At 43.8% G+C, this 15,339-nt stretch carries 11 protein-coding genes; 7 read left to right on the forward strand and 4 right to left on the reverse strand.

The window, feature by feature from the left end; genetic code table 11:
• The first annotated feature begins 364 nt into the window (after positions 1 to 364).
• Both ACSYTE_RS02210 and ACSYTE_RS02215 read left to right on the forward strand, forming a co-directional pair.
• A complete protein-coding gene (locus ACSYTE_RS02210) occupies positions 365 to 3,661 on the forward strand; it encodes a beta strand repeat-containing protein (protein ID WP_491717088.1) in 3,297 nt (1,098 codons plus the stop codon).
• 159 nt (positions 3,662 to 3,820) lie between these two features.
• Complete coding sequence (locus ACSYTE_RS02215; protein WP_491717089.1) at positions 3,821 to 7,078, forward strand: KxYKxGKxW signal peptide domain-containing protein; 3,258 nt, start codon at positions 3,821 to 3,823, stop codon at positions 7,076 to 7,078.
• Between the two features lie 43 nt (positions 7,079 to 7,121).
• Here ACSYTE_RS02215 and ACSYTE_RS02220 read toward each other — a convergent pair whose 3' ends face one another.
• Positions 7,122 to 7,703, reverse strand: a complete 582-nt coding sequence (locus tag ACSYTE_RS02220; protein WP_491717090.1) for a TetR/AcrR family transcriptional regulator — start codon at positions 7,701 to 7,703, stop codon at positions 7,122 to 7,124.
• Positions 7,704 to 8,380: 677 nt separating this feature from the next.
• On the opposite strand from ACSYTE_RS02220, the gene ACSYTE_RS02225 reads away from it, so the two are divergent.
• Complete coding sequence (locus tag ACSYTE_RS02225) at positions 8,381 to 10,219, forward strand: hypothetical protein (protein ID WP_491717091.1); 1,839 nt, start codon at positions 8,381 to 8,383, stop codon at positions 10,217 to 10,219.
• Positions 10,220 to 10,257: 38 nt separating this feature from the next.
• On the opposite strand, the gene ACSYTE_RS02230 is transcribed toward ACSYTE_RS02225, so the two are convergent.
• The 3 genes from ACSYTE_RS02230 to ACSYTE_RS02240 form a co-directional block, all read right to left on the reverse strand.
• On the reverse strand, positions 10,258 to 10,770 hold the full coding sequence (locus ACSYTE_RS02230; protein ID WP_491717092.1) for a hypothetical protein: 513 nt from the start codon (positions 10,768 to 10,770) through the stop codon (positions 10,258 to 10,260).
• An 80-nt stretch (positions 10,771 to 10,850) separates the two neighbouring features.
• Positions 10,851 to 11,246, reverse strand: a complete 396-nt coding sequence (locus ACSYTE_RS02235) for a hypothetical protein (RefSeq protein ID WP_491717093.1) — start codon at positions 11,244 to 11,246, stop codon at positions 10,851 to 10,853.
• 80 nt (positions 11,247 to 11,326) lie between these two features.
• Positions 11,327 to 12,319 carry a D-2-hydroxyacid dehydrogenase gene (locus ACSYTE_RS02240; RefSeq protein ID WP_491717277.1) on the reverse strand — a complete coding sequence of 331 codons (993 nt, stop codon included), beginning with the start codon at positions 12,317 to 12,319 and terminating at the stop codon, positions 11,327 to 11,329.
• A gap of 376 nt (positions 12,320 to 12,695) precedes the next feature.
• Between ACSYTE_RS02240 and galE the strand changes: the two genes are divergently transcribed.
• The 4 genes from galE (at position 12,696) to ACSYTE_RS02260 (ending at position 15,335) form a co-directional block, all read left to right on the forward strand.
• Positions 12,696 to 13,688 (forward strand): UDP-glucose 4-epimerase GalE, encoded by a 993-nt coding sequence (galE, locus tag ACSYTE_RS02245; protein ID WP_491717278.1) that lies wholly within the window; start codon positions 12,696 to 12,698, stop codon positions 13,686 to 13,688.
• 74 nt (positions 13,689 to 13,762) lie between these two features.
• Positions 13,763 to 14,662 (forward strand): aldo/keto reductase, encoded by a 900-nt coding sequence (locus ACSYTE_RS02250; protein ID WP_491717094.1) that lies wholly within the window; start codon positions 13,763 to 13,765, stop codon positions 14,660 to 14,662.
• 81 nt (positions 14,663 to 14,743) lie between these two features.
• Positions 14,744 to 14,890 (forward strand): hypothetical protein, encoded by a 147-nt coding sequence (locus ACSYTE_RS02255; protein ID WP_491717095.1) that lies wholly within the window; start codon positions 14,744 to 14,746, stop codon positions 14,888 to 14,890.
• Between the two features lie 181 nt (positions 14,891 to 15,071).
• Positions 15,072 to 15,335: a hypothetical protein gene (locus ACSYTE_RS02260; protein WP_491717096.1), complete on the forward strand. Its 264-nt coding sequence runs from the start codon at positions 15,072 to 15,074 to the stop codon at positions 15,333 to 15,335.
• Positions 15,336 to 15,339 lie beyond the last annotated feature (4 nt).

The following is a 15,339-nucleotide window of genomic DNA, read 5'->3' on the forward strand; positions in this document are numbered from 1 at the left end:
AAGCTAAGTTGTGCTGACCAGCCAATTTGGCTTTTTAATTTCAAAAACATGTGATTTTTTTAACTTTTCACTCTAAATTGAAGAATGATTGTGTTATAATACAATCACAATGTTTAAGGATAAACATTGCAGTAACCGTTATTATATTTTATTTTCTTACACGCTGGTTACGAAAATTACAGCAATATTAAAGTATGTTCGATATTGTACAAATCACGTATTTTTATGCTATAATACCAGTTGTTATGTAATTGTTGCATGGCGGTTACATAATGCCATTTCGGCATTTTGTTTTGTCCTGTATTAGCATATTAGAAAGTAAGGCAATCCTGCCTTGCAAAAATTATTTATGAGGTGATCTTTTATGAAGTTCAATAAGAACCAATATCGTGTTGCAAACGATAAAAAGGTTATGCATAAGAGACACAAACAATGGGTTGTATTATCCACTGTTGCGTTCTCCTTATTAACTTTTTCAGCTGTAGAAGCTACTTCAGCACACGCTGATAACGTTTCTGCAACTACTACAAATTCTACTGATAGTAGTGCTAATAGCTCAGCTACTTCCAGTGCTACTAGTTCAGCTACTAGCGCTGATTCAAGTGCTACTAGTTCAGCAAGCTCAAGCTCAGCTACTTCAAGTAGTTCAGCTACTTCAAGCTCAGCTAGCTCAGACGCAAGTGCTACTAGCTCAGCAAGTTCCAGTGCATCCAGTTCATCAGCTGCTAGTTCAGTTGCATCTGACTCTCCTGCACAAAAGAAGGCATACGACGACGCTAAGTTAAGCGCATTCCGTGCTAACTACGATTCCGCTAAGAGTGTTTACACTACTAGCGCTACTAAGGCAAACAAGGCTGCTTACTTAAAGGCTCGTGCTGCCGTTGATAACGTTAAGTACCTTTACGCACAAAAGTACGATGGTGCTAACGTTTTAACTTATAACTACAATCGGATCTTAGCTGCTGGTAACTACAAGGTTGCCCAAGCTGACGTTAAGCTTTCAGACGCTAAGACTGCTGCTGCTAAGAAGTCAGCTAAGAAGGCTTTAGCTGCTGCTAAGGCTAACTTAAAGACTTTCAAGGCTAACTACGCTAAGGTTGATAAGTTACGGAAGGCATTTAACAAGGCTGGTTCATACGACTTGAACGTTACTTTTGACGTGCCAGTTGTACCTACTAGCTCATCAAGTGCTGTTGTTTCATCAGCTGCTTCAGCTAACTCATCAGCTTCATCCACTGCATTAACTGATACTCAAGCATTATCAAATGCTTTTGTTAACGCATACAAGTTAGCACAAAGTGGTTACAGCTTCAGTGCTGCTGCTAATTCATTAGCTTCAGAAGTTAACAAGAACCTTTACGGTAACACTTTCAATGCTCAAAACAGTCAAGTAACTAGTGACTCAGCTGTTTACTACAACACTCCAGCTGCTATTAAGTACGCTCGTCTTCTTGATGCATTAGCTAACACTGATTCAGCAACTAGTTCAAACGCTGATTCAGTTGTTGCTTCAACATTTGCTTCACAAGCTGCTGAAATTGCTAATGCTGCTAGTGCTGGTTTAGTAAGCTCATCAGATGCTGCTACTAAGTCATCTGTTGCTAACGCAATCAGTAACTACGCTTCAGCTACTGGTTCATCTGCTGCTGTTACTGTTAACGGTACTTCAGAAGTTGTTTACCTTGGTGCTAGTTCAGGTAACGATGCTCAATACCTACCAAACTTATTGAGCAATGCTGCTAACTTATACTCTACTGCTGCTGTTAACCTTTCAGCTGCCGTTAGTGCTGCTAGTTGGTCAAGTGCTTCTGCATACGCTCAACAAATCTTTGCTTACCAACTTGGTAACTTCTCAGCTACTCCTAGTGATGCTACTTCAACTACTAACTCATCAGCTGTAAACTTCGGTGACGGTGTATACAACTTAGGTTCAGCCGTTGCTAGTGTATTCGTTAAGGCTGGTAGTTCATTAGCTTCTACAGTTGGTGTTTCAAACACTGCTAGTGCTGCTGTTGTTTACTCAGCAACTTCAAACGTTTACAACCGTTTCGCTACTTTAACTTACGATCGGAATGTATACAGTGGTGTTGCTAATGATTCATTATTTGTTGCTAACTCAAGTGCAGCTGTTTCTTCTGCTTACTCATTAGCAGAATCATTAACTGGATCTGCATTTGTTGCTTACAACAATTCTCACGTTACTACTGTTAATGGTGGAGCTGTTCTTCAGTATAACATTCAGTACAATGCAGATGGTACTGAAAATCAAAGTGCTCCTAAATATTATGCATCATTAGCTTCTAATGGTACTTTAGTTTCTGTTACTCCATATGGTAACAGTTTAGTTGCTGGTAGTACATTAGACTCTCTAGCTCAAACAAATAATAAGATTGATAATGCTCAATATGTTGCATTAGTGGCTTATACTAATGCTTCAAACATCGCTGCTTCAGCTGGTGTTGCTTACTCAGGTGCAGCTAATTCTACTCTTTCAAGTGCACAATCTGCTTCAACTGCTTTTGCAAAATTATCTAGCCTATACACTGCAGGTAATGGTAATGTTACTACTGATAACCTTAAGGCTAACTTCTATGAAGCTGATGGTAGTACCCTTAACTCATTTGGTAACTATGTAAGCTCATTAGCATCAACTACTGGATTTAACTTCCTTACTGCTCCTAACACTAACTACACACTTTACTCAAGTGCTGCTAGTTCAGCTGCTAGTTTAGCTGCCTATGTTGCTTCTGTTGCTAGCTTTGGTGGTGCATCAACTGCATACTCTAATGCTGAATACGCATCAGCAGTTGCTAGTGGCGTTGATTCTATTGTAAATAGTGTTGCTGCTAACAATGGTAGCTTTGCATCCCTAGCTAGTTATGTTAATACCTTTAGAAATACTGATTTAACTTACACTAATGCAAGTGGTCAAACTCGCACTATTACCAAGGATTCAGTTGCATCTGTTTACAATAGTGTATTTACTGTATCCGGATTATTAGCTGCTTCATCTGCAAATAATGTTGCTCAAGTTCCTGCTGGTTTAGCCAATGTTTCTTCTGCAGTTTCATATGCTACATCAATTGCTGATTCAGCTAGTGTTTCTGCTAAGAATGGTTACTCTGCTGCTTCAGTAGCTGCAAGTAGTGCTTATTCTGTATATGCATCAGCTTCTAATGTATTCTCAGCTGTTTCAACACCTTCAAGTTCAGTTGCTCTTGTATTGAATAATGCTTCTAATGCTACTAGTTTCGGTTACCTTCCAACACTTTCATCTGCAATTAATTCAGCTCAATACGCTGCTAAGGTAGCATTTAGTGTTGCTGATGGTGCTTATAACTCAGCATTTGATAACTACAACTTATACAGTTCTCAAGCAGCTCAATTTGCTTCCAACGCTGCATCTTCAGCTGCATACTCAAATGCCGCTTCAAATGCTAAGGTTGCTATGAGCTCTGCTTCAGCTGCTATGGTTAAGGCTGCTACTGACTTCTATGCTGCTCCTACTTCAGTTGCTAACTCAGCTGCTTCATCAGCTGTTTCACAATTGAATGCACAAATTTCTAGTGTAACTTCAGCTGAATCAGTTGCTACCGATGTATTTAACCCATACGGTGTAAGCTTCTATTCTAAAGATCTTAACAACTCAAACAACAAATAATAAGAATTAATCTTATTATGAAGTTGAAATTAGTTTAATAAAACTTTTTTGTAAGGCTCTGACTTCGGTCGGGGCCTTTTTTTTATCTAAAATTTTATTTTGGGATAAAAAATTGTATAATAAATTAATATAAATATGTTTTGCAAAAGAGGGATTGGAATGGCCAAAAAATCAAATGCAAATAAAGTTAGATATAAAATGTATAAATCAGGAAAGTTATGGTTAATTAGTGGCATTACTTTTGCAACGCTTGGGGCTACGGCTTTGTTTACCGCTCCAGTTGCTAGGGCGGATTCAAATGCTGATCAAGTCACCCAAACTAGTTCTGCTAGCGATTCTGCTGCCGTGGTAGTGGCTAGCTCAGCATCCGTTAGTTCGATTGCGGCTGTTAGTGCCAGCAGTGCTGTGTCGAGTGCGGTGAGCGTTGCTGCTTATGACAGTACTAAGTTGAACGCTGCCTCTGGGGCAGTCTTGAGTAATAGCACTTCCGTTTCTGCTAAGATTAATAATTCAGAAGCCTTGATGACGAATACGATTTTGAATCAAAATTTCCATTATAATACGCCGCGCGGGTATTCAAATGACCTCCAGACGATCCTCCCCCACACCGATGGGAGCGGGAACGTTGATTACTACGACGTTTACTACCTCTATAATCCATACCCGAGTCAGATTCAGTTTGCTGATGAATGGTACCATGCGACGACGACCGACTTTAAAACGTTTCAGGCCTACGACAGTGCTGATCCAACGGGGTTAAATAACGTTGCCATTCCTGATCCTGACTATCAAGATGCGAACGGCAAGGCGGGGGGCCAAATCGCTGCGAACAATACGACCGATGGAATCCCGTGGGAATATGCTGCGACCGGTTCGGTCCTTTACAATGACGGCCTATTGAAGACTGACCAGTGGAACAATCCAATCAATGCAAATGCCAAGCTCGCTTATTTTACCTCGTTTACCAGTACGGGTGATCAGCAGACCTTCCTCGCCTACAGTAACGATGACCAGCAATTTCATCCCTACCGCTCGACGCCCGTAATGACTCGGCAGCAGTTTGGCATCACGGTCCAGGATTTTCGCGATCCCTACGTTGAACGGGTCAATAATAAGTTGGTCGCCTACGTTTCTGGTGGTTGGTCCAAAAAAATGTATACGTTTACCAGTACCGACGGCGTCAATTGGGACTATAACCCCGCCAATGACATTAATTTAGACCAGGGGACTGCGATGGAGGTCGAAACGCCGATCGTTAAGACGGTGAACGAACAGGCGTTCATGTTTTATAGCTGGTCCAATGGTGATGCTGCTAGTGACAAGGCGATCGCCTACATTAATGGTTATATCGACAGCGACGGCCTCTTTAAGACCAACAGCAGCAGTAAAATCACGACTTTAGATCAATCTGCATATAAGGGCGATACATACGCTGGGAACTTTACCAATGTTGATCCTGACACGCTCGTCAATATTAACTGGTCGGGGAGTTGGCAATACTCATTGCTTTCTAGTCTTTATACCTACACTTATTCTAAACACAGTGGAAGCTTTACGTTACCGCGCCTGTTGCAAAATGTGAACGGCACGCTGTGGTCGACGCCAATCGAACCGAATAATCAATTGGTATCGACCATTAAGGTCGCTAAGAACGCCTCGAAGAAGAGTTTTATCATTGGGACCAATAATAAGCTCGACTTTACCTTTGATAATCCGAACAGCAGTCACACGATCAATTTAAAGCGTGGTGAGTCTGATATCTCGATTAAAGTCGGGAAGGGACGCTTGGTATTGAGCAGAAAGAACGCGATTAATAGCCTGTTGGCCAAGCAGGTTCAAATCCCACTAACGAATGCCACGACGGCTAAAATGAGCCTGTATTTGGATAATTCGACGTTGGAAATTTACCTACCTGAATCGAACATGCTATATAACGTTGTTAATTTCACCAGTAACCAAAATGACCCGTATAAGCTGACTAGCAACACTGGCGCGACGATTGATAATTACGAATTTAATGCTAATTATCCTGCCTTGACGGTCGGTGAGCTCAATGCGACGGTTCAGCATTTGAATGGCTACATTGCTACCGACAATGACTCCTTGCAGCACCTGCAAAGTGTGATGAAGCGTTATTATCAAACCAACATCAAGGGGAATGACTATTACTTTGTGAATTCCCAGGCGACGACGGCGACTAATCAGCTCAGCGCCGCTCAGTCATCAATATCAGTGGCCAATAGTTATGTTGCACGTGCTAATGCATTAGCTAATGATGCGCGGGGCAGCCTATACCTGACGCTTGCCAGTGCGGCGTATAATAGCGCCTCGACTGCCGAAACCTATGCGACGCAGGCGATCATGGCGGCCAATAATACAATGGCTGCCGATGCCCCCGCTGATTTTAAGAATCAGACGACCATTAAGGGCAATCGGGTTCAGTTCGTTGATCAAAAACAAGTCAGTGGTAAGATGGTGACTGATCAAGCGGGGAATACGCACTATTACGATTCGCTGACGGGCTATCAGTTGACGAACACGTTCTACTTTAAGAATGGCAAGTACTACTACTTCGATCAAGCGGGTAACCTCGTCAAGAATCGGTTCGTTCAAGCCGCTGCGAACACCAATTACTACTACTACTTCAATCAAAAGGGCCAAGCGCTGACTGGCCACCAGGTCATTGGTCACAAGCACTACTTGTTTGACGGCAATGGAATCCAGGTCCGTAATCAATTCGTGAAGAGCAAGTCTGGTAAGTTCTATTACTACGATGCCAAGGGCGTTTTGGTGACCAAGTCGAGAACTGTTAACGGGCACAAGTTGACGATCAATCGCAATGGCCAGATCTTAAACCGCAACCAATTGTTAACGGTGCGCGACCCGATTACGCATCAATTGAGCACTTATTACTTGGATCACAACGGGTCTGCTTACCATGGCATCAAGCGGGTCGGCCACTTCCTGTATGATTTCGGGAAGAATGGCAAGTCGATCAATGGGGTCTTTGTGTTGAATGCCCATAATCAAGTGGCGGGCTTTTATGACCAGTATGGTTCCGTCATCAAGTTGGAATACGCAAAGGCGTTCGACAAGGATGAATACTACTTCTTTGATAAGAACGGCAAGGCGGTCAGCGGCAGCTACACCGTCAATGGGATCGATCAATACTTTAATCCCAAAGGGGTCTTGGTAATGAACTCGTTTCTGTACTTTAAGGATGGTCGGATCAAGTTCGCAGAAGCCCACGGGAATATCTATAAGAACTTCTTGTTCGAAGAGGGCGGCAAGCAATATTACGCCCAAGCCGATGGGTACCTATTACAGGATGCGACCAAGGTGATTAACGGCGTTGAATACAGCGCTGATCATAGTGGGGTCCTAACGCCAGTTCAGACTGGTTCACAATCGGTTTAATAAAATAAGCACACCAGTTTTGCGCTGGTGTGCTTATTTGTGTTTATAACAATGTATTCAATTTGACGTTAAACAATTGGTAGTATTCATCCTTAAACTCCTCTGGCGGGATCGGAATCGGGCTGGTGATCCAAAGTTCAATTATGTCGAGGGTAAATTTGACGAGCAGGTGGAGGTAAAAGTCGTTGGCCTTCACGTCGTCTGAAAAGCGGCTGACCGTCCGTAAGTATTTGTATTCTAAATATTTTTGCCATGCGCCGTTGAGGTCCGAGCGATACAGGATCCGAATCTTTTCACGTTGCGCATAGATTGCAGGGATCGTCGTGTCCGCCACGCACCGCAGCAACGTATCGAGTGAATTCGCATGGCGTAAGTATTCACCATGGTCAGTGATGGAATGGATGATCCGACTATCGATATCATGAAAAATGAATTTGGCGATGGCCTTTTGACCGCAGAAATTGTTATAGAAAGTCCCCTTGGAGATCCCCGCCTGCGCAATAATGTCGTTATTGGTGATCTCCTCGCTATCGTCGTTTTGATCAAGGAGAATTAAGAAAGCGTTGGCAATTTTAAGCTTCGTTTTGTTCACTATCATCCCATCCTTATTACAGTTGTTTAACATTAATATTACAAAATTATAACATTAATTTGACCTCGGGTGCAAAATATAAGACGTTTCAATCTTTGGCAGTGAAACACTAACGGCGATGGTGTTCATTTAAATCGGGTTGATCAAGTTGATTTGATGCTAGAATCGCTCAAAGCGGCATTCTAGTTACATTGAAATTGCAGTTATGTTACAAAAACGTTACAAAATTTTGACCGTGGGTATAATGGGCAGGGCAGTTAACGGCTTTTGATTTTACTGTTTGCCAACATTTAGAACGTAAGTCTAATATTTAAAAACTTGTTAAGAAATAAATAATTGGTTAAGATAAATGTACATATTAAGCAGCAGAGCCTAGCCATGGGCCCCTGATAATTGCTTTTAAATCGATATCATAAACAATTAATTGCTAACTGACCATTAGTAAGACCTTTAAATCAGCACATGGTGATCGACACTCGTTCTGTTGTAACATAGAAAGACGCACAATTACATTTTTCTATCATTCACATATTTCAAACATATCTCTCATTCTAATAACCCCGTTGATCATTGATCGGTAGGGTTATTTTTTTGTTTGTACGAATGGTTCATCATTTTATTGTGAGTAGTCGCCGATGGTGGCATTTAAAGTGGTTAAAGCATATAATACAATGAGTAAAATACATCGGTAATTACGTTGCCGATTAGAAATGATGGTGAATCAAATGAAGCAATGGCTGCGCTTTATGACACTTTCAACAGCCACGCTCGGCTGGTTATTATTGAGTGCCCATCAGATGCGGGCACAAGCGGCCGAATCCTACTATGCGAATTTGAACCAAAATGCGCTTAGTAATCCGCAACAGCTCCAGTCGGGCAACGGTTTAGCTAATTATGATAAGAAATCGTTGACCACCGTTGGCAGTATTCCACCGACGGTTATTTATAATGGGAAGTTTACTCACACCCAGTATCAAATGGACCAGCAAAACCCAAGTCACAGCTATACTGATCAGCAGGGGACGACCACCTTTAATACTGATTATTATCTGCCAAAGGGCTTTCACGCCGATTCGCGGGAGTATGGGAACTATCAGAGTACGGTCAAGGTTGGCGATAATTTCTACTTTGTTGAATCCCTGGGCGATTCGGTCAAGCAGGGTGTGATCGCTAAGTACAATACGAACGATTTGACCAATTTAGGGGTGCTCGGTGGCAATGGCGACGGGCGCGACTTGATCTGGAAGGCCTATACCTATACTTCGCCCTACACCAATTATGGGAAGCAGAACCTAAAGGATGAAGCGAATTACGAATCGCGACTCCAAGATGCTAAGTACAGCGACCAAGACTCCCAAAATGCGGTGACCAATGCGAACGCCCAGTTGCTAAGCGACCAGCAAGAAGTCGATCAATACAACCAGATGTTGGCGAAGACGACGAAGGAAGCCAACCAGTTTGCGGCCAAGCAACAAGCAGCGCTGGTCAAGCAACGCCAGTTCAATGATAAGGTCGTCAAACAGTTGACCGCCAGTAACTACGTGACCTACTTCAAGCAGGTGGTTGCGACGGGCAGCAAGGCGGCTAATCAGATCGATGTGCAACGCAAGCGCTTGGCCCAGCAGGTCAAGAAGGCTGGCAAGGCCGAACGTGGGCGACTAAATGCGCAGTTGCAACGCTTGGTCAAAAAGCAGCGCGGCGTGACTGCACAGTTGAAGGAAAACCAAAAGGCCCTTCAGCGCTTTAATACGGGGGTCGGCAAACGCTACACCACCGCCGTGCAAAACGTCAGCGATGCAAACGACTTGGTGAATCAAGACCAACAAGATGTTACCACGGCCAAGCAGAACGTGACCAATAATACGCAGATCGTCAACGATGAACACGCGTTGTATCAAAAGTACGAATCGATCGTATCGGCTGCTCAGGTCAGTCCCTTGTTGAACATTGGCCACGGGCAGACGTTGTCGTATAATCCCGTAACGCAGAACCTGTACCTCGTTCAAGACGATACGTTGCAGAACCTGCCCGCTGGCGGTGAGAACACGATCACGGAATTAAGTCCGACGACGCTGCAGCCAATAAAGCAGTTCAATTTTCCACTCCAGCACGGCAACGATAATTACAGTATCAACACGTTGACCTTTGATACGGCTGGTAACGCCTACTTCGGGCGTAAGGAATCGTTCGTTGAGGACAACCAGAAGAGTTATTCGACCTACCAGATTTACAAGGGGACGTTGGATGAAAATAGCGGGGCGGCTAATTTTGCCCCCGTTCCGCAAAATATTAACTGGGGGGGTTATAGTAACCAGAACCTCTCCTACGATGCGTTCAATAACCGCTTATACATCGTTTCTGACAATATCATTACCTCCGTGCCCGCTGATAAGCTCGCGGCTGGCACCGTGCAACCGAGTGACGTTAATTACATGTCGTTTAACATCAATCGCGAGTTCGAAGATTTGACGTTCGATGCTCAGGGGTACGGGTACTTGTTGACCCTCTGGGACCCAGAAATTATGAAATCACAAGCTCCAATGAATTAAAAAAGTCTGATGCGTTCGTGCGCGTCAGACTTTTTACGTTATTTCAGTGGATCATGTTTTGGTGCATTGGTACTCTTTTTAGCGGTCAACTTGCCAAGGTTTTGGCCCTTCTTTTGACGGGAGACTAAGTTGTCCTTGATCGTTACCTTGATCTTTTTGCCTTCCTTGGTGACCCGATAGGAAATGTGTTCGCCGAGCACGACCTTCTTCGGGGTGATCAAGTAGGTGTTCTTAGCGACCTTTTTATACTGTGGTGTTAGGATGATGCCCTTCGTATCACTCGTCGAAAAAGCTTTCCCGCTTTTATGAAAGCCCATTGAAACGTAATGGATGCTCTTTTCGGGGGTGTAGATGAAGTATCTGCGGTAGGCACTCTTTTCGCTGTAGCCACCGTGTTCTTTCTTATCGGTCACCCACATGCTGGCCCGCGTCACGATCTTAGGGAGTCCAGTGTGCCACTTGGTCTTAGCGGCGTTTACATTCGTGACCCCAGTGAACGTCAAGAGTGCTAATGAAGCAACGGTCGCACTCAATAGTGGTTTGAATTTCATTTTAATAGCCTCCTAAATGGTGCAAAAAGCCCGTTAATTGTTGATTCTCAAACAATTAACGGGTCTTTAATTGCAATTAATTATTTAAGCACTTTGTCGACGACCCCTTCAACGGAATCCTTCGCCAATGGCTTGTATTCATTTTTCTTAGCATCTAATTCGTATGCTTCGACATCGTTTAAGCCATCCACGTCAATGTCCTTGTAGTCCTTGCTGTCGTTGACCGCTTTTTTAACTTCCTTACCAGTTCCGTATAATAAGAACCCGCGGCTATCCTTTTTGAATAGTAAGTCAGCTAATGTCTTACGGTAATCTTCAGCTTTGGAATCGCTGTGGTCGATCGTGTCAACAAGGTTCAAAAGGGTGTTCCAACCATCAGTAGGGGTGATGGTATCTTCCTTTGCGCTCTTCTTAACGTCGTTTAAACGGTGTTCAACTTCTTTGGTCCCTGCATGTTTGTTTTGTTTATCACTCATATTAAGTACCCCTTTAAGATAAATTTGAAACAATATACCACTAATGTAGCACTATCTACTTAAGAGTCAAGCAATAAGGCTTAGTTAACGGGACTGAATGGTTGGTCGCCATCGAGGATCTGCTTGGTGTTGTTGAGTGAGATTTGGACCATGTTCTTAACGGCCGCATCGGTGTAAAAGGCGATGTGGGGTGTTAAAATGACGTTCTTCATTTGCAATAGTTCGTCGATGAACGGGTTGCCAGTCTTATCACCAGGGAGCTTGTGGGAGAAGTAGGCGTCTTCGTTTTCGACCGTATCGAGACCTGCGGATTGGATTTCACCATTCTTTAGGGCGTTGATCAGATCGGGGGTGTTGACGACCTTCCCCCGTGAGGCGTTGATGAAAATGGCGCTGTCCTTCATTTGTGCAAAACGCTTGGCATCCATGAAGTGGAACATGTCATCGGTCAATGGGGTGTGCATGGTCACGATGTCTGCGGTTTCTAACAGCGTGTCGTAATCAACGTAGTCGAGCGTATCAGCGAGTTCGGGACGGTGGATCGGATCGGTCGCGATCACCGTGGCACCGAGCGCCTTGAAGATGCGGGCAACGGTGCTACCGATCTTTCCTGCTCCGATGATTCCAACGGTCAGGTTGTGGATTTCAGGAGCTTCGACACCACCCCAGCTGAAGTCGTTATGGTGTTCGTTGACTTGGATCATATGGATATGTCTGAGCATCGCCATCGTAAGCGTTAACGTATGTTCTGCAACGGAGCGGGGCGAGTAGGCTGGCACGTTGGTCACCGTGATGCCGTTTTCGCGCGCTGCCTTAAGGTTGTAGCTTTCAAATCCCGTACTGCGGACCGCTAAGTTCTTAATGCCGTGTTCGGCCAGTGCAGCGTAGACCTTTGGATCTTCGAGTGGTTCTAATTGGAGGACCGAGATGCCGTCGTATCCATCGACGATGTCGACGTTATCCAACGAGAGTTCCTTTGGCGTCGTGTCGACCGTGACGTCGTTTGCCTGAGCCCATTCCTTTGCTGCTGGTTGTTCATCTGGTCTAGTACCTAACATTAAAATCTTCATTATGAATTCCTCCTAAAAATAAAAAGCCACCCATACTATTAATGGGTGGCTTTAACTATTATGCCGCCCCACGCTCGCTACGGAAAAGTAACTGCGTGGGTGGTTTAAAATCACTTGAAAAAGGATTTTGACAACACACAGTTACTAAATAAAGCGTGCGAATTGCCAAAATCGATAACTAATATTTAACTGAATTTCGGTTGTTGTCTGCATTATTAAAAACTCCTTAATATATTAGTCATTAATATCATACAATTTTAATCTAAAAAGTCAAGATTTTCTTTATTTTGTTTAGGATTGCTTAAGCCTAATTGCAAGCACGAACCGAATATAAGATAATTGATTCATTCACTAAACAGAAGAAAGCGAGATGGAGATTATGGCAATTTTGGTTACAGGTGGTGCGGGATACATTGGTTCACACACCGTTGATAACTTGGTGCATGACGGCTATGAAGTAGTCGTTATTGACAATTTATCAAATGGGCATCGCGAGGCTGTTAACCCCGACGTAGAATTTTACGAGGGGGATGTTCGTGATCGTGAATTTTTGGACTATGTTTTCGCCCACGAATCAATCGACGCGGTGATTCATTTTGCTTCTGACTCGATCGTGGCGGATTCGATGAAGGATCCCTTAAAATACTTTGATAATAATGATGGCGGGACGATTTCGTTGCTCGAAGCAATGCGGGACCATGAAGTTAAGCGGCTGGTCTTTTCGTCGACTGCAGCGGTGTATGGGCAGCCAGAAAAGATGCCGATCACAGAATCAACGCCTAAGCACCCCACGAATGCTTACGGACAAAGCAAGTGGATCATGGAACAAATGGCGCAGTGGGCTGACCGTGCTTATGGCATCAAATTCATTGCGTTGCGCTACTTTAATGTCGGTGGTGCTAGCAAGGACGGCTCGATCGGTGAAGATCATAACCCAGAGACGCACTTGATCCCGATCATCCTTCAAGTTGCCAGTGGCAAGCGCGACGTCTTTAAGATGTTTGGGACCGATTACAACACCCCTGATGGGACTAATATTCGTGACTACGTGCACGTTGTCGATTTAGCCAATGCCCACGTGCTTGCCATGAAGCGTTTGATGGCAGGTGGGGATTCGACCGCTTATAATATCGGTTCTTCGCACGGCTTTTCGAACCTGCAGATTCTAGAAGCAGCGCGCAAGGTAACGGGTGATCCGATCGAAACTGAAAAGGCGCCCCGTCGGCCAGGTGACCCTGATGAACTAGTTGCCGATTCAACACGGGCGCGGACCGAATTAGGTTGGCACCCCCAATTTGACGACATCGAAGTGATCATTGAAGACGCATGGCGGTTTGCCCAAAAGCACCCGCATGGATTTGCAAAACGGTAAACAAGATAATTGCAGTTTGGCCCGGATTATTTTACGATAGTGGCGTAGATAAATAATTACAGGGAGGTACCATCATGGAAGGATTAACGACCACCACCAAGTTGAACAACGGGGTTGAAATGCCTCGGCTCGGCATGGGGGTTTGGAAGAGTGATAACGAAACTGCTAAAAATTCAGTGATCGCAGCCCTAAAGCACGGTTATCGGATGATCGACGTTGCCAAGCAATATGGTAACGAAGCCGGAACTGGTGAAGGAATCAAAGAAGGCTTAAAGGAACTCGGCATGAACCGTAAGGACCTATTCGTAACGACGAAGGTCTTTAATGGCGATCAAGGCTATGACTCCGTTTTACACGCCTTTAAGGGGCAATTAAAGCGGCTCCAATTGAGCTATGTGGATCTCTTATTGATTCACTGGCCAGTTGACGGCAAGTACATCGATACTTGGAAGGCGATGGAAAAGCTTTACCATGATGGTAAGGTTCGTGCGATCGGGGTTTCTAATTTCAATAACGAACGCATGGATGATCTATTAGCCCACGCCAACGTGACGCCCGCCGTTAACCAAATGGAATTCAATCCCGTCTGCCAAGATAAGGACATTATCGAACACGATAACCACCTCGGCATTCAAGTCGAAGCATGGTCACCACTTGGCGGGGGTGAATCATTGAGCAACCCTGAAATTAACAAACTCGCTGAAAAGTATGGCAAGTCCACAGCCCAAGTCATTTTACGTTGGGACTGGCAACGCGGGATCATTACGATTCCAAAGTCATCGCATGAAGAACGAATCGTTCAAAACAGCGACATTTTTGATTTTGAACTTTCCGATGAAGACGTTGCTACGATCAATAAGTTGGACCAAGACAAGCGTTCATTGACTTACAACATGTTCAAGTGGCACAACCCAGCTGGGGCGCCCGATGATGTTGACAAGTGGCCTGACTCACCTGCTGATTACAAAGCTTAATTTATTAAAATAAACGAAAAGTGGTTCTCCAAAACGGAGGCCACTTTTTTTGCGTATTTAAGGGGTAAGGGGGGTGCTTCGATGGATAATTCAAATGATGGAAAAAATGCTGATGTTTTAAACTCGTTGGAGTTGATCAAGGCCGATATTGAAAGGATTAATCATCTTTATCAAGACGACCCAGATAAAGCGGCTGCTGAGATTCAGAAATTATTTGAAATCGATTAAATTATACAAAAGGACTCCTCAATTCGGGGAGTCCTTTTATTAGTGTTTTCTTAATTTTGGTCTAAATATAATCTTTCAAACACCCTTTCATTAGTGTTATGATATAAGGGAGTATTTATTAAAATGTTTAATGGGATTTCTACCTAAAAAATAATCTATATCATTAAGGGAAGTGGTAATTATGACTGAAAAATCTACTGAAAATGATTCTTCACAACCAATGACTTTGGCTGATAAGCAAGCAGAACTTCGCAAGTTCGTGTCGCTTTCTGATATTCAGTTACAAGCGCTCATCGACCGAATTTCTCCAGATGCTAGAAGTCGTAAAGTGATGCAAGCAGATTTAGCCAAGCAGAGTAACCTCATGAAATCGCAAATTGAAAAAGTTAAGTCCATTCAAGAAGCCGATCAACTTTACGAAAAGTTTGAAAAACAATTCAAGTAGAAGT

This window comes from Nicoliella sp. ESL1120 (assembly GCF_058508515.1).